Source organism: Mucilaginibacter xinganensis (assembly GCF_002257585.1).
Lineage (GTDB): Bacteria > Bacteroidota > Bacteroidia > Sphingobacteriales > Sphingobacteriaceae > Mucilaginibacter > Mucilaginibacter xinganensis.
Genome location: NZ_CP022743.1, coordinates 2,105,793 through 2,127,805, shown reverse-complemented (window position 1 = coordinate 2,127,805; position 22,013 = coordinate 2,105,793). Strand labels below are relative to the sequence as shown.

16 protein-coding genes are annotated in these 22,013 nt (G+C 39.4%); 14 read left to right on the top strand and 2 right to left on the bottom strand.

Features of this window, described 5'->3' with window-relative positions; genetic code table 11:
- The first annotated feature begins 2 nt into the window (after positions 1-2).
- The 10 genes from MuYL_RS09200 (at position 3) to MuYL_RS09155 (ending at position 13,977) form a co-directional block, all read left to right on the top strand.
- A complete protein-coding gene (locus MuYL_RS09200) occupies positions 3-683 on the top strand; it encodes a TolC family protein (protein WP_157740717.1) in 681 nt (226 codons plus the stop codon).
- A 4-nt stretch (positions 684-687) separates the two neighbouring features.
- The gene (locus tag MuYL_RS09195) at positions 688-2,850 is read left to right on the top strand and encodes a GumC family protein (protein ID WP_094570278.1); all 2,163 of its coding nucleotides are present in this window, start codon (positions 688-690) and stop codon (positions 2,848-2,850) included.
- 204 nt (positions 2,851-3,054) lie between these two features.
- On the top strand, positions 3,055-4,572 hold the full coding sequence (locus MuYL_RS09190; RefSeq protein ID WP_094570277.1) for an O-antigen ligase family protein: 1,518 nt from the start codon (positions 3,055-3,057) through the stop codon (positions 4,570-4,572).
- Complete coding sequence (locus MuYL_RS09185) at positions 4,572-5,186, top strand: acyltransferase (protein ID WP_094570276.1); 615 nt, start codon at positions 4,572-4,574, stop codon at positions 5,184-5,186. Before MuYL_RS09190 ends, MuYL_RS09185 begins: the two co-directional genes overlap by 1 nt.
- Positions 5,186-6,523 carry a lipopolysaccharide biosynthesis protein gene (locus MuYL_RS09180; RefSeq protein ID WP_094570275.1) on the top strand — a complete coding sequence of 446 codons (1,338 nt, stop codon included), beginning with the start codon at positions 5,186-5,188 and terminating at the stop codon, positions 6,521-6,523. The genes MuYL_RS09185 and MuYL_RS09180 overlap by 1 nt, the downstream gene beginning before the upstream one ends.
- A gap of 48 nt (positions 6,524-6,571) precedes the next feature.
- Positions 6,572-7,789, top strand: coding sequence for a glycosyltransferase (locus MuYL_RS09175; protein ID WP_094570274.1), 1,218 nt, complete (start codon positions 6,572-6,574; stop codon positions 7,787-7,789).
- Positions 7,790-7,852: 63 nt separating this feature from the next.
- Positions 7,853-9,037, top strand: coding sequence for a glycosyltransferase (locus MuYL_RS09170; protein WP_094570273.1), 1,185 nt, complete (start codon positions 7,853-7,855; stop codon positions 9,035-9,037).
- Between the two features lie 103 nt (positions 9,038-9,140).
- Complete coding sequence (locus tag MuYL_RS09165) at positions 9,141-11,795, top strand: non-ribosomal peptide synthetase (RefSeq protein WP_094570272.1); 2,655 nt, start codon at positions 9,141-9,143, stop codon at positions 11,793-11,795.
- Positions 11,796-11,887: 92 nt separating this feature from the next.
- On the top strand, positions 11,888-12,805 hold the full coding sequence (locus MuYL_RS09160; RefSeq protein ID WP_094570271.1) for a glycosyltransferase family 2 protein: 918 nt from the start codon (positions 11,888-11,890) through the stop codon (positions 12,803-12,805).
- The gene (locus MuYL_RS09155; protein ID WP_094570270.1) at positions 12,802-13,977 is read left to right on the top strand and encodes a glycosyltransferase family 2 protein; all 1,176 of its coding nucleotides are present in this window, start codon (positions 12,802-12,804) and stop codon (positions 13,975-13,977) included. The genes MuYL_RS09160 and MuYL_RS09155 overlap by 4 nt, the downstream gene beginning before the upstream one ends.
- 226 nt (positions 13,978-14,203) lie before the next feature.
- On the opposite strand, the gene MuYL_RS09150 is transcribed toward MuYL_RS09155, so the two are convergent.
- Together MuYL_RS09150 and MuYL_RS09145 are read right to left on the bottom strand one after the other, a co-directional pair.
- Complete coding sequence (locus tag MuYL_RS09150; RefSeq protein ID WP_245845817.1) at positions 14,204-15,190, bottom strand: 3-keto-disaccharide hydrolase; 987 nt, start codon at positions 15,188-15,190, stop codon at positions 14,204-14,206.
- 369 nt (positions 15,191-15,559) lie between these two features.
- Positions 15,560-16,984 (bottom strand): tetratricopeptide repeat protein, encoded by a 1,425-nt coding sequence (locus MuYL_RS09145; protein ID WP_094570269.1) that lies wholly within the window; start codon positions 16,982-16,984, stop codon positions 15,560-15,562.
- 526 nt (positions 16,985-17,510) lie between these two features.
- Here MuYL_RS09145 and MuYL_RS09140 point away from each other — a divergent pair.
- From MuYL_RS09140 to murA, 4 genes are all read left to right on the top strand, one after another.
- The gene (locus tag MuYL_RS09140) at positions 17,511-17,987 is read left to right on the top strand and encodes a hypothetical protein (RefSeq protein ID WP_094570268.1); all 477 of its coding nucleotides are present in this window, start codon (positions 17,511-17,513) and stop codon (positions 17,985-17,987) included.
- Positions 17,988-18,187: 200 nt separating this feature from the next.
- On the top strand, positions 18,188-19,558 hold the full coding sequence (locus MuYL_RS09135) for a dipeptidase (protein ID WP_094570267.1): 1,371 nt from the start codon (positions 18,188-18,190) through the stop codon (positions 19,556-19,558).
- Positions 19,559-19,762: 204 nt separating this feature from the next.
- A complete protein-coding gene (locus tag MuYL_RS09130) occupies positions 19,763-20,470 on the top strand; it encodes a DUF4290 domain-containing protein (RefSeq protein WP_094570266.1) in 708 nt (235 codons plus the stop codon).
- A gap of 112 nt (positions 20,471-20,582) precedes the next feature.
- Positions 20,583-21,890, top strand: a complete 1,308-nt coding sequence (gene murA / locus MuYL_RS09125; protein WP_094570265.1) for a UDP-N-acetylglucosamine 1-carboxyvinyltransferase — start codon at positions 20,583-20,585, stop codon at positions 21,888-21,890.
- Positions 21,891-22,013: the final 123 nt, after the last annotated feature.

Here is a 22,013-nt window from a genome sequence, read left to right as displayed (position 1 = left end):
AAATGAATAACAAATTAAAGATTATTTGCCTCTCTCTACTTATTTCAATTTCGGCCAGTAATTTATACGCTCAGGAGAGCCTTTTTAAAGACCTATCCTACCCTTATCTCGAAAAGTTAATTGCTGCGGCAAAGAAAAACTATCCGGAAATTAAGGTAAAACAAAAGCAGGTTGAAATTGCCAGGAGCACTTTTCATCAGGCTAGTTTTAGCTGGCTCGAAGCTTTCAGCGCATCATACATTTATAGTCCGCAATCATCAATCAATATAACCCAGCCAACTATTTTCAAAGGTTATCAACTGGTAGCTTCTGTAAGTTTAGGTTCGCTTTTTGAAAGGCCGTACACAATTCATAATGCACGCGAGGCTGTTAAAATTGCAGAATTTCAACAGGAAGAATACTCGCTGACGCTTGAAGCGCAGATAAAGCGTTCATATTTCGCTTATTTAGCAGCCCAGGCCGATCTTAGAAATAAGGTTACCGCTGTAACAAATGCTGAAACTGCTACGAAAAACCTGAAATACACTTTTGAAAAAGGCGAAACACCATTTATAACTTATAACGAGTCGTTAAACAATCTTTACAATCAAAACTCATTTAGGATACAAGCAGAGCTGAATGTTTTCACTGCTAAAACTAACCTTGAGGAGCTTATAGGGGACAAATTGGAGAGTATTAAATAGATTGATGGAAATATCCGGGTATTTTAAACTTTTAAATAAATATAAATATGTGATAGCTGCAATTGTTATAGCAGCAATGGTAGCATCCTATTTTTATGTCAAAAATCTTCCTGATGAATACGTTTCCCGTACGCAAATAGCCACCGGGATAGTTGATGCATCAACACATTTGCTGGATAAAGACAACGGCCCTAACGCGCAATCAGACCAGATAAACAGGGAGTTCAGTAATTTGATGGAAATCATCAAATTAAAAAAGCTGATTGACCAGGTATCGTACCAACTGATTATTCACGATTTAAGCAGCAAATCTCCTTTCAGAACACTCAATCACGACTTTAAAAACCTTAGTCCCGCAGCCGTGCAGCACGCACTTGGGGTTTACAGGGCAAAACTGGTAAATGGTGAGCCCTTATCTTTATACAATAAAGATGAAAACGGGCTAAACCAACTGCTCATTTCTATGCATTACGATGAGCGTTCGTTAAGAAAATACCTTGATATAGCGCGTGAAGAGGAAAGTGACTTTATATCCATAACCTTCACATCAGAGAACCCCCAGCTGTCGGCATTTGTTGTGAATATACTTGCTAAGGAATTTATTGAGTATTATTCTGTAAACATAAAAAAGAATGAATCAAACGCAGTTGATTTCTTATCGACCCTTTTGGATGAGAAGAGAAACTCGCTAAATCAGAAAAAAGACGAGCTGCAGCAATACAAAATAAAAAATGGTATTTTGAATTTGGAGGATCAGTCCAAAACAATATTTGCACAGATATTAGCTTATACTGACAAAAAACTGGAGAACCAAAGAAACCTTGCAGCTAACGAAGGTGCACTGCAAAATGTGTTTTCGAAATTCGACCCTAAGAGTAGAAAATACATAGAATCATCTGTAAATCAAAACAATACGGAAATAGCAACAACAAATCAGCAGCTTGTTGCGGCGAACGACGACTATGTTCATAGCGGCTTTAACCCCAAATTTAAACCTGTCGTTGATTCGTTACAGAATGAATTGGTAAGCAGGTTGCACAGTACTTCTGATAAATATATCCTTGATCCAAGAGTTGGTAAAGACAATCTTGTGTTGCAGGCACAAACCTTAGAAGTATCAAGGGACTTGGCGAAGTACAGCGAAAAATCCATCAACCGGGAATTAAATGATCTTAATGCAAAATTTGAAAAGCTGGTACCGTTGGATGCCACAGTAAAAAGGTTTGAATTTGATATTGATATTGCAAGCAAGGAATATCTTGATGTATTAAACAGGTACAATGCTACCAACCTTCAATCAAAGTTTTCAATCAGATTAATGCAGGTTGAACCTGCAACACCCGATATTGCACAGCCGTCAAAAAAAATGCTGCTTATTGCGCTTAGCGCAATGGTTAGCATGTTTTTATGTTTAATGACATTGTTTATCTTGTTTTACCTTGATGATAGCGTAAGAGAACCTGCAAACCTGGTAGCCCGCACACAATTACCGTTACTGGGCTCATTAAATGTAATAAAAGGTCCTAAGCCGGACCTGACTAAACTTTGGGAAGTTGAAAATCGCAATAAAATGCTGCAGTTTAAAGAGTTGCTGCGATCTGTAAGGTTTGAAATTGATCAGGAATTAAAAGGAGAGAAAGTTATAGCGATAACAAGCTTGTGTGCAGGTGAGGGAAAAACCCTTATAACAGCCAGCCTTGCTTATGCCTACACATCCATCAATAAAAAAGTTTTATTAATAGATGGCAACTTTGATAACCCGTCAATAACCCGGAATTTTCAACCAAAATTATTTGTCGAGGATTATTTCCGAACCAGTTCATACATTGAAAGAGATGAGAATAAGTTAAGTATTTTAGGTAACCGCGGAAATGATATTACTTTGCTTGAAATTAATGATGAAAGACAAATTCAATACGAATTTGACCAGTTAAGATCAAGGTATGATATAATTTTGATAGATCTTCCACCGCTTGATGCTTTGAACAAAGCTAAAGAATGGTCGTTATTTGCAAATAAAACGATAGCTGTATTTGAGGCTAACCAAACTATTAAAAACTCGCAAAAACAGTACGTTGACTACTTAACGGCTATGAATAATAAATTCGGAGGGTGGATTTTAAATAAGGCCGCAATTATTGAAGCGTCAAAAAAGAGCAAAAATTAATCCTCAATAGCTAAATAAGCTCATTTTGAATTATTACTAAAATCTTAAACTATGGAACTTGAGCCAAAACAAATAGCACACGATCCGATAAAAGATTTATCCCCTCTGCATCGAAAATGCTATTACACAGCGGTTACAGTTGCGTTTATAAGCATTTTTTTTTGGGCCATAAAAATTCTGTTTCTTTAATATTACTTTTTATAAATGTCAAATGACCAGATCAGAAATAGTGCGCCTAAAAAAACAGTTTGGGAAAATATAATTATATATAAATTTTCCCGTCCTGTTGTTCTTATATTTCTGCTGCTAAGCTCGCTTGCTGCAAGTTATCTTATAGCAAAGCAGGGTATGGTTATCGGCATACTGATGCTCATTTTAATTGTGGGCATCCCACTTGTATATGCAGCAGTTTCATACCCCAAACTCGGAATAATACTATTTATAACAACATCTTTTTTTATAAATTTCCTTTCGAGGCCCCTTCCTGATGACATTCCCTTAGGCGTAGTGATGGATGCGTTAACGGGCATTCTTATCCTTGGATTTTTTGTAAAACAAAAAAATGAAAAAAGATGGGACTATTTTAAGGACCCCATCAGCTATTTTATATTAGCCTGGTTAATTTATAACCTGTTCGAGGTAATTAATCCTGCAGCGGCCTCTGTTTTGGCCTGGGTTTTCACAGTACGCACCGTTGCTGTATTAATGCTGCTGTATTATGTTTTTGTTTTCCAGATCCGCTCAAAAGACTATATCAAAACGCTCTTTAAATTGTTATTGATCCTTGAGTTTATTGGGGCATTGTCTGCATTTCAACAGGAAAACATTGGCTTCTTCCCGTTTGAAACCAGGTGGCTAAACGCTGATCCTTTACGGGTAAGTTTACTTTTTATCAATGGGCATATGCGTAAATTCGGCATTTTTTCTGATCCTGTGGTATTTGCATACAACATGGTAGCCGCATCATTACTCTGCCTCTCGTTATTATTTACCAATATTCGTACTTATAAAAAGGCAATACTGGTAGGTTTAATGTGCTTTTACCTAACGGTAATGCTTTATTCAGGAACCAGGGCCTCTTACGTTTTAATCCCTGCGGCGGTAGGTATGCTGGCCATATTAAAGTTTAATAAAAAGATTTTAGTATTCGTAATCGGCGCCGGCTTCATTTTAGCATTTTTAATTAAAGTTCCAACTTCTAATGCCAGCCTGGTTAGGTTCCAAACTGCCTTTAATCCATCAAAAGACGCATCTTTTAATGTGCGTGCAGAAAACCAACGGCGCATTAAGCCTTATATTTTATCACACCCAATAGGCGGCGGCCTTGGCTCGGTAGGCGTTTGGGGCCAGCGGTTTGCACCAAACTCTTATCTTGCAAAATTCCCGCCGGATAGCGGGTACGTAAGGGTAGCTGTTGAAATGGGTTGGGTTGGACTATTGCTTTTTTGTGTATTTAACTTTGTTGTATTACAAAGGGGAATTTATTATTACTACATCATAAAGGACCCTGAGCTAAAAACTTATTGTATGGCAATGGTATTAATCATCTTTACACTGGATATAGGTAACTATCCGCAGCAAGCCTTCGTACAATACCCCACAAATATTTTGTTTTATTTAGCAATGGCTATTATCAACGTTACCATGCGCCTGGATAAGCAAAAAAATGCGGTTCAGCAGCGTTTAAGGATTAATTTATATGCTGAAATAATTAAAAAGTAATGTCATTACTGTCAACTATTAAATCAAATCCTAAATTAAAAAAAATTGCACACTGGCTTATAATTCCGCCGGGCCAGGCAAGGCCGAGATTATGGGTGAGGTTATTGGTAAATCCGTTTGTTCACAAAAGAGGAAAAAATACCGTTATCAGGTTTAATAGCCGGATGGACCTTTTCCCGTTTAGTAAATTTGAAATAGGCAATAGCTGTATAGTTGAAGATTTTGCTACTATAAATAATGGTGTTGGTGAAGTGGTGATTGGAAACAACGTGGGCATAGGATTAAGTAATGTAATTATTGGTCCGGTAAAACTGGGCAACTATGTTATGCTTGCTCAAAACATAGTTATTTCGGGCCTTAACCATGGATACGAAGATGTTAGCACTCCGCCCCGCACCCAAAAAGTAGTAACTAAACAGATCATAATTGAAGATGATGTGTGGATTGGTGCTAACTGTGTAATAACCGCCGGTGTAACCATTGGCAAACACGCCGTTATAGGAGCCGGCAGTGTAGTAACAAAAGATATACCCCAATTTTCTGTTGCTGTGGGCAATCCTGCCCGTGTTATAAAAAAATACGACTTCGAAACCAAAAGTTGGGGAAAAATATAATGTCTTTCGCAAAAAAGTTAATAAATAAACATACGCTTTCATTAGCAAGTAATGCCGTTATGCCTGTTGTGGGCATGGTTACCGTTGGTTTACTTGCACGGTACATGACCAAACCCGATTTTAGCCATTGGATTATATTTTTAACAACATTTACGCTCGCTAATTTATTCAGGAGCGGTTTTTTGCAGACTTCCCTCGTGAAATTTTACGCTGGCTCAGATAAAGAAAAAACGCAGGAGGTAGCCGGCTCAACCTGGTATATTGCTTTTATCCTTACGTCAATATTAGGAATTATAAGCCTGGTGGCATTTATTTTTTATCATGGCTATGCAACTACCGAGCTCACCATAAAATGGTTTGCTATTATTTTTTTCAGCACCCTACCCTCCAGTGTCGCCTTATGGATCTTGCAGGCTGAGGAGCGTTTCGATCGGATTTTTATTTTACAGCTATTGTGGCAGGGATGTTATTTAGTATTAATTCTTTTCTTAATTATAATCCACAAAACCACATTCCCTATAATTATAATAGCTTATTGCTCAACCGCAATGATCACCAGTCTTTTTGCAATTTTGCGAGGATGGGCTAAAATGGGTTCAATTCGGTATAAAACCAAAGAATGCGTTAAGCAATTGGCTAACTTTGGGAAATATAGTGTGGGCACATCCGTAAGTTCTTATCTGCTCAGAAGCTCGGATACCTATATCATCAATTTTATGTTTATTGACCCCACCGTGGTTGGCATATATTACCTTCCGCAGCGGCTTATGGAAGTTATTGAAATTCCGCTCAGAAGCTTTGTGGGAACAGCCCTGCCGGCCATGTCAGCAGCTGTTAACCAGGACGACAAAAAACAGCTTACTTATATTCTTAAAAAATATGCGGGAATCTTAACCATCCTTATCATACCTCTTACCCTGGGATCCTTCATTTTTGCTGATCTCGTAATTGACTTGTTAGGCGGCCATCAGTATGTTCATACTTATGCATCAAACGTTTTCCGTATTTTTATGTGCTTTGCCATTTTAATGCCCGTTGACCGTTTTTTTGGGATAACACTTGACATGCTAAATAAGCCTCATATAAACATGACGAAGGTTATAATTATGCTGGTTGTAAATGTTGCCGGCGACTTTGCAGGTATTTTTATATTTCATAACCTTTATGGTGTTGCACTTGCATCAATATTTACTTTTTTAGCCGGTGTAATTTATGGTTATTGGGTACTTAGAAAATACCTGAACTTTACAATGTTTGGAATATTAAAAATGGGCTTTGTTGAAACAAAGGCATTAATAGTCAGCTTCATTGTTAAGTATAAAGAACGAAATGTTTAGGCTGGTATAGCTTTAAACTTTTTTATAAAAATACCCCTGTTATTTTACATGAGCCTCAAGAATCAAAATATCATCATTTTCTCGCAGATGCAGTTTGACGGCAAATTGGAATCGACCAATTATACCATGGCCAAACACCTTGCAAAAGACAACTTTGTTTATTACGTTGACAGGCCATATACCTGGTTTGACTATATCAAATTTAAGGACACACCTGAATTTAACACAAGGCGGCCGCATTTTTTTTCGTCATCCAACAGTATCATTGAAACCGAGATCCCCAATTTAAAAATCATCATCTCCCCTCCTGTCCCATCAATTAATATGCTACCCGAAGGTAAGGTTTACCGGCTGGCCCTGAAAGTTAATGAATGGATTGTTGGATCGAGGATAAAGAAGGTTATCGAAAGCTTAAATATTACAGATTACATTTACATAAATTCATATAATTTTACGCTACCGACGCTTCATAAGCTTTTAAACCCCAGCTTGAGTGTTTATCACTGCGTAGATCCTATAATTGAACCATATCAAACCAAACACGGTTTAATCTCTGAAGACATATTGGTTAAGGCGGTTGACATGGTAATATGCACAAGTAAAGAGCTGCGCAATAAAAAAGCCTTGCTAAACCCCAATTCCTATTTTATACCAAATGCGGCAAACATAAGCCATAGTTTAAAAACGCTCGACCCCAATTTAAAAGAATCGGCAATTTTATCGGGCATAAAAAAGCCAATTATAGGCTATTTTGGAGCCATTGAGCGCAGGATAGACTACGATATGATGCAAGCACTTTTTAAGACGAACCGTGATAAAAGTTTTGTAATGATTGGGCCGATAGACAGGTATTACATAAAGGAAGAGGAATATAACGCACCTAATCTATACCTCCCCGGGCCTGTTCCGTATGAAGAGATGCCTGCTGTATTAAAAGGGTTTGATGTTGCTATCATACCATTTAAAAAAGATGAGGTAAGCAGCGATATATTTCCTTTAAAGCTTTTTGAATACCTGGGGTCAGGACGGCCGATAGTAGCCACTGATTTTAACCCCGACCTAAAAGATTTTACATTTGAAACAGTACCCTATTGCACCAGTGCAGAAGAGTTTTCTGATGCAATAGCTGTAGCATTGAACGATACTCCTGAACTGCAGAAAAGAAGACTTGAAGTAGCGGCGGATAATACATGGGAGCATCGGATAAGCGAAATAAAAGATCTTTTGAAAATAAATTTCGATATAAAAAACGGTTCTTCGTCATAAACTTAATAAAGTTCAAATAAAATTAATCGTTTAACAAAGAACTTACGTATAACACCATAACACATGGAGATCATCAAATTTATTGCGGCTGTTATAACAAGTGTACTATTTGGCTACCTGGGTATATATAGCCTTTATTTGTTTATTTTTTCAGTGGCGGGCAAGCTCATAAAAGTAAAAGTACCGTCACAAAGCTCAACGCTTGCTAAATTTGTGATTTATATATGCTCTTACAAAGAAGACGAGATCATATTAAATTCTGCCGCAAATGCTTTAACATTGGATTACCCGAAAGACCGTTTCCATATATGTGTAATTGCTGATTCATTAAAGCCCGAAACCATAGCTCAGTTAAAAAAGATGCCCTTACAGGTTTTAGAGGTTGTTTTTGAAAGCAGCACAAAATCTAAAGCGCTGAATAAGGCCATTCAAAACACAGTTGATGGTTTTGATGCAGCAATAGTTTTTGACATTGATAATATTGCAGCGCCAGATTTTCTGTATCAGATGAATAACTATTTACAAGCGGGAAACCGGGTTATACAGGGACACAGGGTGGCAAAAAACACCAATACATCAGTCGCTGTATTAGATGCAATAAGTGAAGAGGTAAACAACCACATCTTTCGGAAATCACAACGGGTTTTTAATCTTTCCGCAGCAATAATAGGGTCAGGAATGGCACTGGAATATAAACTATTTACAGAAGTTATGAAACGGATTGACGCTGTGGGGGGGTTTGACAAAGAAATGGGCTTGCTGTTAACAAATGACAATATAAGTGTTGCTTACGCCGATTACGCACTGATATATGATGAAAAAGTAAGCAACAAGGAGGTATTTAAAAAACAACGCCGCAGATGGCTTTCGGCTCAGTTTAATTTACTAAAAAAATATGGCAGCAGCGGCTTTTCAGCCTTGTTCAAAGGCAAGTTTGATTATTTAAACGAAGTATATCAACTATCTATTTTGCCAAGAGTATTAATGCTCGGGTTAATGCCATGTATGCTGTTGGTGTCATTAGCATTACCCGGGATTGGCCCTGACTGGCATTTATGGCTGGCTGCCACTATTTGTTGCTATGCGGGTATTTTAATAGCCATACCGGTTAACTTTTACAATAAGGATTTTTTCGGGGCCCTGATCAGGATCCCGGCAATATTTTTTGCTATGCTGCTGTTATTATTTAAACTAAAAGGTGCAAATAAAAAATTTATACATACACCGCACACTCACGGCGCAAAATAGAGAGTTCACCTTGAAAAGATTATCATACCAGGAAGTATTATTATATATTTAAATTTTAATTATTATAAAAGGCGCACTGGCTAAGCCGAAACAAACTGTAAAAATGACTACCCCTACCCATTTCAATAATATAAATAATTTGAACGATACGTTTGTTGCGTACCCCGTGGAAAAGGCACTTCCTTTTTTCATTAACGAATGCGCAAAAAAATATCCGGGTAAGGTGGCGGTTAAATTTAACCACAGCAGCTTTACTTATAAGGAACTCTATGAAAGTTCTAATAAGCTGGCTAAGATACTTATCGATAATAACATCAAAACCGGGGATATCGTTGGGCTGGCGCTTGACCGTTCACCGGAAATGATCATTTCCCTGCTTGCTATATTAAAATCAGGTGCTGCATATATCCCTCTTGATCCTGAATACCCGAAAGACCGGGTAGAATTTATGCTGGAGGACTCATCGGCCAAAATATTACTAACCTCAAAAAAATATCATAGCCACTTTATTTCCAACGCCACAGAAATATTGATAGAAGATGCGTTTGAAAAATTCACCGATTATACAGCCGAAGAGCCCACCATTGAAGTTAAAGGCAAAGACCTGGCTTATGTACTGTACACTTCAGGATCAACAGGCAAGCCTAAAGGTGTACAAATAAGACACTTTAACCTGGTGAACTTTTTACTGAGCATGCAGAAAGCGCCGGGAATGACTGCCGTCGACAAAATATTGGCTGTCACTACTATCTCATTTGATATCGCTGGGCTGGAACTATATCTCCCATTAATCTCGGGTGCAGAAATAACACTTACTGATTCAAATACAGCTAAGGATGGCCGCATATTATTTGATATAGTAAAAAATGATGGCATTACATTTATGCAGGCCACACCTTATACCTGGCGGATGATGCTTGAGGCTGGCTGGGAAAAAAAGTTACCGTTAAAGATACTTTGCGGCGGCGAAGCTCTTCCAAAAGACCTTGTTAGCAAACTCACCTCGCGTACCGCCCAATTGTGGAACATGTACGGTCCTACCGAAACCACAATCTGGTCCACAATTAAGCATATTGAAAGCGATGAAGAAATTACTATAGGGAAACCTATTGCTAATACCCAGGTCTATATTGTAGACGAAAACCTAAACAACCTCACCGATGGTTCAATAGGTGAATTAATTATCGGCGGCGATGGCGTGGCAGCAGGTTACCTTAACCGTGCCGAACTTAGTGCCGAGCGGTTTATAGACGATCCGTTCTCCGCAACATCGGGCAGCAAGATGTACCGCACCGGCGATTTAGGAAAATATAGCGAGAACGGCGACATCATTTGCCTTGGCAGGATGGATCACCAGGTTAAAGTTAGGGGTTACAGAATTGAACTGGAAGAAATTGAACACGCCCTGGCTAAGGAGCCTGATGTAAAGCAAGCCGTTGTTATTGCCAGGGAAGACACCGCCGGCGACCCGCGCCTGGTGGGTTACGTTGTTTTAAAGGAAGCCAATGAAAATGCTGATTTTAAAACCCATATCAATAAATGGCAACAGGCACTACTTGCCGTTTTACCGGAATATATGGTGCCTGACGACTTTGTTTTGATGGACGCGATTCCAATTACCCCTAACGGGAAAATTGATCGAAAGGCGCTGCCTAAACCCGATTACAATGTAGTGGCCCGTACCGGCGATTATCTTGCCCCGCGTACCGAAATAGAAAAACAGATTGCAGAGGTTTGGCAGGAATTGATGGGGATTGAAAAAATAAGCGTAACCGATAATTTTTTTGAACTGGGCGGCCGTTCACTGGTTGCAGTTCAAATTATGGCCCGTATTGAAAAACTGACGGGTAAGCGGCTGCCACTTGCCACCCTTTTTGAACACTCAACTATCGAAAAACTTTCAATAGTGCTTGATGCTGATTCAAAATCAATTACATGGGATTCCCTGGTGCCAATAAAGCCCAAAGGCTCAAAAATGCCAATCTATATTGTTCACGGTGCCGGACTAAATGTTTTATTGTTCAATGCCCTGGCTATGAACATGGATGACGAACAACCTGTTTACGGCCTGCAGGCTCGTGGGCTCAACGGTGTAGATGAGCCCCTTGACGTGATGGAAGATATCGCGGCTAACTATATATCCGAAATTATAGCACAAAATCCTGAAGGACCTTATGCTTTGGCAGGATACTCGCTTGGTGGAACCATAGCCTACGAAATGGCAAACCAGCTGATGACTATGGGGAAAGAAGTTAAAATGCTTGCTGTATTTGATACTTATGCCAAGCAAACCGACATATTTGACCCACCGGTAAAAAGGACATTTAACAGGACAAGACTATTTTTCATGAAATTGTTTAACAGTTTTGCCTTACTGGCCGAAGACCCCAAACGAACGTTTGAATATAAGAACGAACTGATTAAACGACGAATAATCAGGGCATTTTGGAAATTACGGGGCAAAACTGAAAAACAACAGGGCTTTTTTGCTTACGATAACGAAATTGATGAGGCCAGCGCAAAAGCCAAACGCAACTATTTTCAGAAGCCTCTGAATATTACTGTTGATTTATTCAGGGCTAAAAAACGAACTTTCTATATGGACGATTACGAGTTTATGGGGTGGAAGAAATTCGCGCTTAAAGGCGTAAATGTGCATGACATACCCGGGGAACATAATACCATATTTGCACCACCTAACGACAAAGAATTTGCCGTTGTATTACAACAATGCCTCGACAGGGTATCGAAACAATAACCTTTCTGCGAACCAGGATATAGACCAATGAGCGGCTGTGATTAGATATTTCATCAGTTTATGGCGCCCAAAAACGAGAAAAAATCACCCTGATGAAAACTGTATCCATAATCACAGTAAACTTTAACCAGCCTAAAATTACGGAAGAATTGTTGTGGTCTATTCCCAGTGATTATAAGAATCTTGAAATTATTGTAGTTGATAATGGCAGTAAAACAGTTTCCGTAAACAACTGGCAGGCCAATTTCCCGTATGTAAAGTTCATCCGCTCAGAAGAGAACCTAGGCTTTGCCGGGGGTAATAACCTGGGAATAAAAGCAGCAACCGGAGACTATCTTTTCCTGGTTAACAATGATACCGAATTTACTGCCGGCTTAATTGAAACGTTGGTCAATGTAATGGAGTCAAATCCAGCCATCGGCATTATTTCTCCATTGATCAAATACTTTGCCGACAAAACCCTCATCCAGTATGCCGGCTACACCCCCATGAATTATTACACCTGCCGCAATAGCTGTATTGGGCTGCGCGAAAAAGATAACGGACAGTACAATAACATCATTTCTCCAACAGCCTATTGCCACGGTGCTGCTATGATGATAAGAAAGGACGCCATTAATAAAGCTGGATTAATGAGTGAAAACTTCTTTTTGTACTACGAGGAAGTTGACTGGTGCGAGCATATAAAACGTACAGGATATGAGGCCTGGGTATGTACAGAAGCACTTATTTATCATAAAGAGTCCGTTTCAGTCGGCAAAAAAAGCAAGTTGAAAGAATACTTTATGAACCGCAACCGTATGCTTTTCATCAGGCGGAATGCTCCTTTGTTTAAAACAGTGGTGTTTTACGTTTACTTTATTTTATTGGTAGTACCCCGAAATTTATTGGCATACGTAAAGGATAAGAACTATAGTTTTATACCTATGCTGCTAAAAGCTGTCTGGTGGAACTTTACCCATAGCAAAAACAGTAATAACTTAGGATATCCTATTAAATCCATCTCATGAAAATCATTCTCTGGATAAGCTTTTTTATTGTTTTTTACACCTTTGCAGGTTATGGCATTTTACTTTATTTTTTAATTAAAATAAAAAGGGCTTTAAAAGGACGGCCAGCGATACCTGCGGTAGATAATAATCTGCTACCGGGCTGTACATTGGTTGTAGCAGCATTTAATGAAGAGCTTTTTATAACGGATAAAATAGCTAATTGCCTGGCATTAAACTACCCGGATGGCAAGTTAAAACTGCTTTTTATTACAGACGGTTCCTCTGATAAAACGCCCGAAATCATAAGCGGCTATCCGCAGATTCAGCTGCTGCACCAGCCGGAACGTGCCGGTAAAATTGCCGCAGTACACAGGGCAATGGAATATATTGATACAGAGATAGCGGTATTTACAGACGCGAACACGTTTTTAAATCCAGATGCTCTTATAAAAATATGCAGGCATTACGCTGATAAAACGGTAGGCTGCGTAGCGGGCGAAAAGCGCGTTCAAATGAATGAAAATGCCGATGCCAGCGCAGCCGGCGAAGGCTTTTACTGGAAATACGAATCGGCATTAAAAAAATGGGATTCAGAGTTATATACCGTTGTAGGTGCGGCAGGAGAATTATTCAGCGTTAGGCGCTCTCTTTACCAGGACGTACCGGCAGATACTGTACTTGACGATTTTATGATCTCTATGCTCATCGCTTCACAAGGCTACCGTATTGTTTACGAACCTGAAGCTTATGCCATTGAAACCGCATCAGAAAATGTATTGGAAGAGTTGAAAAGAAAGATTAGGATTGCTGCGGGCGGTATCCAGTCCATCTTGCGGTTGCTGAACCTGTTCAATCCTATTAAATACCCTGTCCTATCATTTCAATATATAAGTCATCGGGTGCTTCGATGGACGGTTACCCCCTTTTTGCTTATCCTGGTGTTTATATTAAATGGCATTTTGGCTATTAAGGGCGGCGAACTGTTTTACACTTTATTTTTCGCGGCGCAAATATTTTTTTACATGCTGGCTTTCCTTGGTTTTATCATGGAAAAACGACAGATCAGAATAAAAGCGTTATTTGTACCTTACTATTTCTGCGTAATGAATTATGCTGTATTAATGGGCATAATCAGGTATTTCACTAAAAAGCAAAGTGCAATCTGGGAAAAGGCGCAGCGAAAACAGTAAGCGCTATTCCCGGATATTTTCCCAAATTATCAATAAGGTTCAGAGCGTTAGTTCCAACTGAATGTCGATTCTTTTATCAGCTGATGAGGGCGGCCCTGTTATTTATTAAAGCCAGTTTCCGTTGCAGCTGGCACAAATATTAACAAAGCCCGATACGTTGGTACCAGGCTTTGTTTTTTATTATCCGGCGCGCTTATACACACTGGAAAACAAACATCATTTTTCCTTATTTTGCCGGGGTTATCACAATGTTCCTATAATCAATAGGCCCATGGTCTCCCTGGATTAAAATCGGACCAGGCTCGCCTTCCTTGCTGTTTATTGCTCCTCCGGTAATACCAGGGATCACCTGGTCACAGATAACCGTTTTTCCGTTGGCAACGAGGGTTACCATTCTGCCAACCAGCGTAATATCGTATGACTGCCACTCACCCGGATTTTTCGCCATCATCTTATTTGGCGGCAGAAAACCATAAATTGAGCTAAACTGGTTATTTATAGGTTCCGGGTCGCCGCTTTTGGTATCAATTATCTGGGTCTCATATCGCCCCCTAAGGTAAACACCGCTGTTACTGCCTTGAGGATACCTAAACTCAATATGAAGTTTAAAATCGGTAAAGTTTCTATCGGTTATAAGGTTGGCACCTGAATGTGGACTCCTCAAAATACCACCTTGTGCTATCCATTGATTGGTACCGTCGGTATGCCAGCCCTTCACATTTTTACCATTAAACAACTTAACGGGCGTGCCCCAAACAGGCTTTTTAGCTCTGATCAGTGCAGGAGCGCGCACACCTGTAAAGTTATAACTAACGCCATCAGTATAAATCATTGAGCCTTTTATATTATCACCGCTTACCTCAAATTGAAAATCCATGTTTCGGGTTCCTTCTTCCCATTGTACAGGAATAGAAAAACTATACTTACCATCATTAACTTTTACCTCTGAGATAGGACGGGCACTTCCGAAAGCATAAACAAAACGGCCTATCAGTGTATGAGTCCCTGATTTTTGCACTTCCAGCCATGAAGGCAAGCTTTTACCTCCTTTATCAAGCGTAAGATCCCACCTTCCTATAACATCCGGATCTTTGGACGGTTCCACACGGTTTGCTGAAACCTTAATTGTTGATAAAATAAGTAACAGCAATATTGCTTGTCCCTTTAAAAAACTAAAAATTGGCTTATTGCCTGGCATTGATGGGGTCTTCATATTATTTAACTACTTTTTATAATTGGTGGTTGGCAAACAGGATTTACTTAATCTGTATTTACGACCCCAAATTAAGTAAATAAGTTAACTCTGTAAACACTTTTAATTTATTTCATAGGTGCTGTTAGTCGGTTAGGTAAAGAAATTTCAATCTGAACCTTTTACAATCTCCCGCTGTGCAGCCATTAATAGCCCATACACTTTTGAAATACATAGGTAAAACAGGGCAGTAAGATTCGGATGTAAAAAAGAGTAGGGTATTATGTTAAGGGTGGTTAAATCTTGACGCCCTTTCTGCGGCTGCAGCTTTTCCGGACGCCAGTTTTTAAAACGCGGAATGGTTACTAAATGGCAAAACTATATGACGATTTACAGACTGGTTTTTACCGGATCATGTAACATATCACTCATCTCAATTATTTTATTGTCGATTTCGCCCACACATTTATTCATCATTTTAATACACTCTGGCTGGTCAACCAAGCCTTCTTTTTCAAGATTCATTAACCCTTTGAGTGTAGCAATAGGACCACGGATCTGGTGTGACAGGTACGATGAATATTCAGAAAGTTTCTTATTTTTTATTTGGAGGTCCTTTGTTCTCTCATCAATTATTTCTTCGAGGTGGTGGTTAATTCTGTCGAGATTATCTTTTTGTCTTGAAACTTCTGCATTAAGATTTGTAAGCTGATCGTTCGTTTTTGCTTTACGTTTAACGTTACTTACCAACAGACCCACTAATACCATAAGCAAGCCAGCTACAATAGCCACACCCCAGAATTTCACCCTATCATATTGCTGTCGTTCGAGCAAAAATTCATTTTCCTTTTGCCTGGCCTGTTGTTTAATTTGCTCAAGCTTTACATTCAATTGCGTGGTAGAGTTCTTTTTATATACAACACTATCATTTTTACTAATATCCTGCAGATAGTGTAATGCCGCTTCGTAATTTTTACGCCTAAGCTCCATTTGATAGCTTGTATATTTAAAGTCAGACTCTATGACATCGTTCTTTACCATCCGTGCAAACGCTACACCTTCGTCAATTGTCTTCTCCGCCTGTGCAAATTTCTTTTGAGAAATATACAAATCGGCAAAAGTGAGATCGATACTGGCAACTGTAACAATCAGGTCCATCTTTTTTGCTGCTTTATTAGCTTCTAAAAGTAGTCTTTCGGCCCGGTCGTACTGATGAAGATTAAAGTACATTACACCTTTGTTTTGCAAACACTGTATTTGGTTCACAGTGTCTTTCAAAGCGGCATAAAGCACATTACTTTTATCGTAGTACATTAAGGCCAGGTTGAATTTATTTTTCCTGTAATAAACATTCCCAATATTCAAATAGGCAGTAGCTATAAGTTTTTTATCTGAAACCTTTTGAGCTATGGCAAGCGCTTTTTGAAAATACTCCAATGATAAGTCATAATCATTATCAATGTAGAGATTACCGATGTTATTATTAACCTTACCTACGCTGCGCAGGTCATTGATCTTTTGGAAACAGTCAATCGCATTTAAAAAATTATCAATTGCTTTTACCCGCTGGTTTAAATAATAATACCCTATACCTATCACCCGGTACGATTCGCCAATTCCTGCTTTATAATCCAATTTCTGCGCAATAGCCATTGCCTTACTGGCATTGGCTACGGTTTGGTCGGGATTGTTCATGCGATTATCAAACCCAAGTTTATTGAGCTTTATAACCATGCTGGTATCCTGGCCATACCCTTTTGTTGAAGCACAAATTGCAAGTGATAAAAACAATATGAGTATTAAGGCTTTTTTCATTAATCTTCTATTACGTTTAAATGCGTAAAAAGTTATAGCTTGTGATAACAATACTACAGAATGTTATTTATTTAATAGATATTTTATTTTGTTTATACGAAAAAAAATATTTAGATTTGTTACTGATAAATTATTGAACACCCAAGTAAGTTAGTTGATTTTAGTTTTTGTTAGCGTTCCAACGCCCGATTTGTGCAATTTTATTGGTCAAATCACATCTGCAATAGCTTTACAATCGTACGTAACACGCTTGGTATAAGTAAGTTAAACAATCCTGTCTAACAACCGGTATATTTTATACTTATCTTATTTTAGTTGCGCCTTTTACAGTGTGGAATATCACTATCTGCTGTTATCGTTGCGTTAAGCTGGATGACGCAATGATAGTAAAACGCTTTTGGGGCATTATACGCAATCAACTAAAAAAAGATTCAGACAGGTGCTGTTAATGACGAAACTTTTTTCTTCGATAAATTATCAATAATTATTTAACAAAGAATTAAAAAGTAAATCATTAACACTCAACATGAAAAAATTATTATTCTGTGCAGTGATCGTTTTAAGTTCGGTAGCGCTCTCAACTTCCGCCCAAACTTTAAACGATAATTCAGCAACATCATTTGCCGACAAAAGAACTGTTGGTACCGGTGACCTGAATGACAAAAGAACTGTTGGTACCGGCGACCTGAACGACAAAAGAACTGTTGGTACTGGTGATCTGAACGACAAAAGAACTGTTGGTACTGGTGACCTGAACGACAAAAGAACTGTTGGTACTGGTGACCTGAACGACAAAAGAACTGTTGGTACTGGTGACCTGAACGACAAAAGAACTGTTGGTACTGGTGACCTGAACGACAAAAGAACTGTTGGTACTGGTGACCTGAACGACAAAAGAACTGTTGGTACTGGTGACCTGAACGACAAAAGAACTGTTGGTACCGGTGACCTGAACGACAAAAGAACTGTTGGTACAGGCGACCTGAACGATAACACACTGTAGTTGTTGTTTTCTAATATTATTGCGTCATATGCTCAACTGAGAGAATTTTTCAGTTAAGCATGTGACTTTTTTTGTTATGTACCGAATTCTTGTATAATTTTCCGTAGTTAGTACCTGAGGATAAGCGAATTTTAATCCTAACCCTTCCCTCTTATTCTTTCTCATCTAACAAATCTTATATTTGCTTCAAATTAATAATTATGCAGCTTATAAAAGAGTATGTTGAGCAGAACAAAGAGCGCTTATTAGAAGAATTATTCGCACTCCTGCGTTTCCCATCCGTAAGTGCCGATCCTAAATATAAACCCGAAGTATTAAAAACAGCTGAATTTGTGGCTGACAAACTGCGAGAGTCAGGGGCTGACCATGTTGAAGTTTGTCAAACTGCGGGTTATCCCATTGTATATGGCGAAAAAATAATTGATTCATCAAAACCAACTGTATTAGTGTACGGTCATTACGATGTGCAGCCTCCAGATCCACTTGAGCTTTGGAAAACTCCTCCATTTGAACCTACAGTTCGCGATGGCAAAATTTACGCCAGGGGTGCCTGCGATGACAAAGGGCAATTTTATATGCACGTTAAGGCGTTTGAATTAATGATTCAAACCAATACCCTGCCCTGCAATATCAAATTTATGATAGAGGGTGAAGAAGAAGTTGGTTCAAATAACCTGGGCATATTTGTAAAACAGAATAAAAACAGGTTAAAGGCCGATGTGGTGTTGATTTCTGATACTTCTATGATCAGCATGGAAAACCCGTCGCTTGAAACTGGTTTAAGAGGGCTTTCATACCTGGAAGTTGAAGTAACCGGCCCAAATCGCGATCTGCATTCGGGTGTGTACGGGGGCGCAGTAGCTAACCCGGCAACTATCCTGGCTAAAATGATTGCATCCTTACATGATGAAAATAACCATGTCGCTATTCCCGGCTTTTATGATAAGGTAATTGAGTTAACAAATGCAGAGCGTAATGCAATAAACGAAGCGCCTTACAGCGAAACAGAATATAAAAAGGACTTGGAAGTTGAGGAACTGTGGGGCGAAAAAGGTTACAGTACACTTGAACGCACAGGAACCCGTCCTACGCTTGAAGTAAATGGAATTTGGGGTGGCTATATTGGCGAGGGCGCCAAAACTGTGCTGCCATCAAAAGCATTTGCAAAAATCTCTATGAGATTGGTGCCCAACCAGGTTTCAGACGAGATAACAAAACTATTCACAGACCATTTTGAAAAGATAGCCCCTGCATCAGTTAAGGTTAAAGTTACCCCTCACCATGGCGGAGAACCTGTTGTTACTCCAACTGATAGCATAGCTTATAAAGCAGCCCAAAAAGCGATAAAAGAGTCATTTGGAAAAGATCCAATCCCAACCCGGGGCGGCGGTAGTATTCCTATTGTTGCTTTGTTTGAAGCGGAGCTGGGCATCAAAACCGTATTGATGGGCTTTGGCCTTGACAGCGACGCATTACATTCACCCAACGAAAAGTACGACATCTTTAATTATTACAAAGGGATTGAAACAATTCCTTTATTTCACAAATATTTCGCAGAGTTGTCGGTGTAGTTTAAAGGGTTGTAATATTTATTTACAACCCTTTAAACCTTTTTTCAATTCATAACAAATTTGCATTTCCGAACAATTGCATTATATTTGTGTTTCTACATTATAAAAATTCAACTTTAGCCACTAATTCCCACTCAAATCAGGGAAAAATGTCTGCGCTAATTTTAAGATCTTCATAACATTAATTACTTGGCTTAATAAACTATGCCCCAACAATTTGATTATAACTCAACCAGGAACAAACTGATCCTGTCTGAATACGGCCGTAACGTGCAAAACATGGTAAAATACATTGTTGCACTGCCGACTAAAGAAGAACGCAACCGCTACGCGCAGGTGGTTATTGACCTGATGGGGTTTTTAAACCCACACCTGCGTGATGTTGCTGATTTTAAACATAAACTGTGGGATCACCTGCACATCATCTCCGATTTTCAGATTGATGTAGATTCGCCTTATCCGAAACCATCGCCTGAGGCTATTCACTTGAAGCCCGAGCCGCTTAAATACCCGCATCAACGTATAAAATATAAGCACTACGGTAAAACCATTGAGCTTATGATTGAAAAAGCAAAAAGTATTGAGGACCCGGATCGCAAGCGCCATATGGTACAGGCGGTTGCCAATTTCATGAAAATGGCGTATGTGCAATGGAACAAAGATTCAGTTACTGACGAAAGTATTTTGAACGATCTTTATAATTTATCCGGCGGGCAGCTTAAGTTGGAAGAAAACATTAACCTTAACAGGGTTGAATACAGGGCAAACCCGCAGAACAGCAGCAGCACCAATACCAATCGCGGGCGTACCAATAACCAGAACAACCGCGGGCGTACCAATAATCAGAATAATAATCCGCGCAACAGCAACAATCAAAACCGCAACCGTAATAACGGCCCTAAAAAATATTAATTAGTTCGTGGTTCATGGTTTCGGTTCGTGAATAATAGAAGTAATTTTGTATTCATGACCAGCTACTTTGTGCAGCTAAGCATGAACTACTGACTATCAACTATTATATACCATGACTAACGCATTTGAAATAATTGGCGGCACACCATTAAAGGGCGAAATAACACCACAGGGTGCAAAGAATGAGGCTCTGCAAATCCTTTCGGCTGTACTTCTAACCAGCGAAAAAATAACCGTCAGCAATATTCCCGATATTAAAGATGTTAACAAGCTGATAGAATTGCTTGGCGATATGGGGGTGCAAGTTGAAAAGTTGGCTCCTGACACCTATAGCTTCGAGGCTAAAAATATTGACCAGGATTTCTTCCTGTCTGATGCCTTTAAAGAAAAAGGGGGCAGCCTTCGTGGCTCTATCATGATCGTGGGGCCACTTTTGGCGAGGTTTGGAAAAGCATCAATACCTAAACCCGGAGGCGATAAAATTGGCCGCCGGCGCCTGGACACGCATTTCTTGGGCTTTGAAAAACTGGGGGCCCGTTTTGACTACGATCCCTCCAACGGTTTCTTCAACGTAGACGCATCCAACCTGAAAGGTACTTATATCTTGTTAGACGAAGCGTCGGTAACCGGGACCGCTAATATTGTTATGGCAGCCGTTTTGGCAAAAGGCACCACCACTATATACAACGCAGCGTGCGAACCATATTTGCAGCAATTATGCAAAATGCTTTCACGTATGGGTGCCAAAATAAGCGGAATAGGATCTAACCTGTTGACCATTGAAGGCGTAACGGAACTTGGCGGCACAGAACACCGCTTGTTGCCCGACATGATAGAAATAGGTTCCTTTATCGGGCTGGCGGCTATGACAGAGTCGGAAATAACGATTAAAAATGTACATTACCAGGAGTTGGGGATGATTCCTGATGTTTTCAGGCGTTTGGGTATCAAGCTTGAACTTAGAGGTGATGATATTTATATTCCGGCACAAAAACATTATGAAATAGAGACGTTTATCGATGGCTCTATAATGACCATCGCCGATTCACCATGGCCAGGCTTCACTCCGGATTTGCTAAGTATTTGCCTGGTTGTAGCGATTCAGGCTAAGGGATCCGTGCTGATCCACCAAAAAATGTTTGAAAGTCGCCTTTTCTTTGTAGATAAATTACTGGACATGGGCGCACAGATCATTTTATGCGACCCGCACCGCGCAACAGTAATTGGCCTTGACAAACAGGTACAACTGCGCGGCATCTCCATGACTTCGCCTGATATTCGCGCAGGTGTGTCTCTGCTGATAGCCGCCTTATCGGCACAAGGCAAATCAACTATTTACAATATCGAGCAAATTGAGCGCGGCTATCAGCATATTGATAAGCGCCTTATCGCCCTGGGGGCTAATATTAAGAGAATCTGATATAAAGTAAAAGGCGAAAGATTAAAGGCAAAAGGTACCCTCCTCTTGCCTTTTATTTTTACCATTCACCCTTTACCTTTCACCTTTTACTATAAATTTCTATCTTTATCCAAACCAGTATAA

Bases quoted from the DNA above. Each gene is read 5' to 3' on its own strand.
- MuYL_RS09130 (WP_094570266.1), top strand. From the start codon at position 19,763: ATGCCCCAACAATTTGATTATAACTCAACCAGGAACAAACTGATCCTG.
- MuYL_RS09170 (WP_094570273.1), top strand. From the start codon at position 7,853: ATGGAGATCATCAAATTTATTGCGGCTGTTATAACAAGTGTACTATTT.
- MuYL_RS09160 (WP_094570271.1), top strand. From the start codon at position 11,888: ATGAAAACTGTATCCATAATCACAGTAAACTTTAACCAGCCTAAAATT.
- MuYL_RS09185 (WP_094570276.1), top strand. From the start codon at position 4,572: ATGTCATTACTGTCAACTATTAAATCAAATCCTAAATTAAAAAAAATT.
- MuYL_RS09195 (WP_094570278.1), top strand. From the start codon at position 688: ATGGAAATATCCGGGTATTTTAAACTTTTAAATAAATATAAATATGTG.
- murA (WP_094570265.1), top strand. From the start codon at position 20,583: ATGACTAACGCATTTGAAATAATTGGCGGCACACCATTAAAGGGCGAA.
- MuYL_RS09175 (WP_094570274.1), top strand. From the start codon at position 6,572: ATGAGCCTCAAGAATCAAAATATCATCATTTTCTCGCAGATGCAGTTT.
- MuYL_RS09165 (WP_094570272.1), top strand. From the start codon at position 9,141: ATGACTACCCCTACCCATTTCAATAATATAAATAATTTGAACGATACG.
- MuYL_RS09200 (WP_157740717.1), top strand. From the start codon at position 3: ATGAATAACAAATTAAAGATTATTTGCCTCTCTCTACTTATTTCAATT.
- MuYL_RS09155 (WP_094570270.1), top strand. From the start codon at position 12,802: ATGAAAATCATTCTCTGGATAAGCTTTTTTATTGTTTTTTACACCTTT.
- MuYL_RS09135 (WP_094570267.1), top strand. From the start codon at position 18,188: ATGCAGCTTATAAAAGAGTATGTTGAGCAGAACAAAGAGCGCTTATTA.
- MuYL_RS09180 (WP_094570275.1), top strand. From the start codon at position 5,186: ATGTCTTTCGCAAAAAAGTTAATAAATAAACATACGCTTTCATTAGCA.
- MuYL_RS09145 (WP_094570269.1), bottom strand. From the start codon at position 16,984: ATGAAAAAAGCCTTAATACTCATATTGTTTTTATCACTTGCAATTTGT.
- MuYL_RS09140 (WP_094570268.1), top strand. From the start codon at position 17,511: ATGAAAAAATTATTATTCTGTGCAGTGATCGTTTTAAGTTCGGTAGCG.
- MuYL_RS09150 (WP_245845817.1), bottom strand. From the start codon at position 15,190: ATGAAGACCCCATCAATGCCAGGCAATAAGCCAATTTTTAGTTTTTTA.
- MuYL_RS09190 (WP_094570277.1), top strand. From the start codon at position 3,055: ATGTCAAATGACCAGATCAGAAATAGTGCGCCTAAAAAAACAGTTTGG.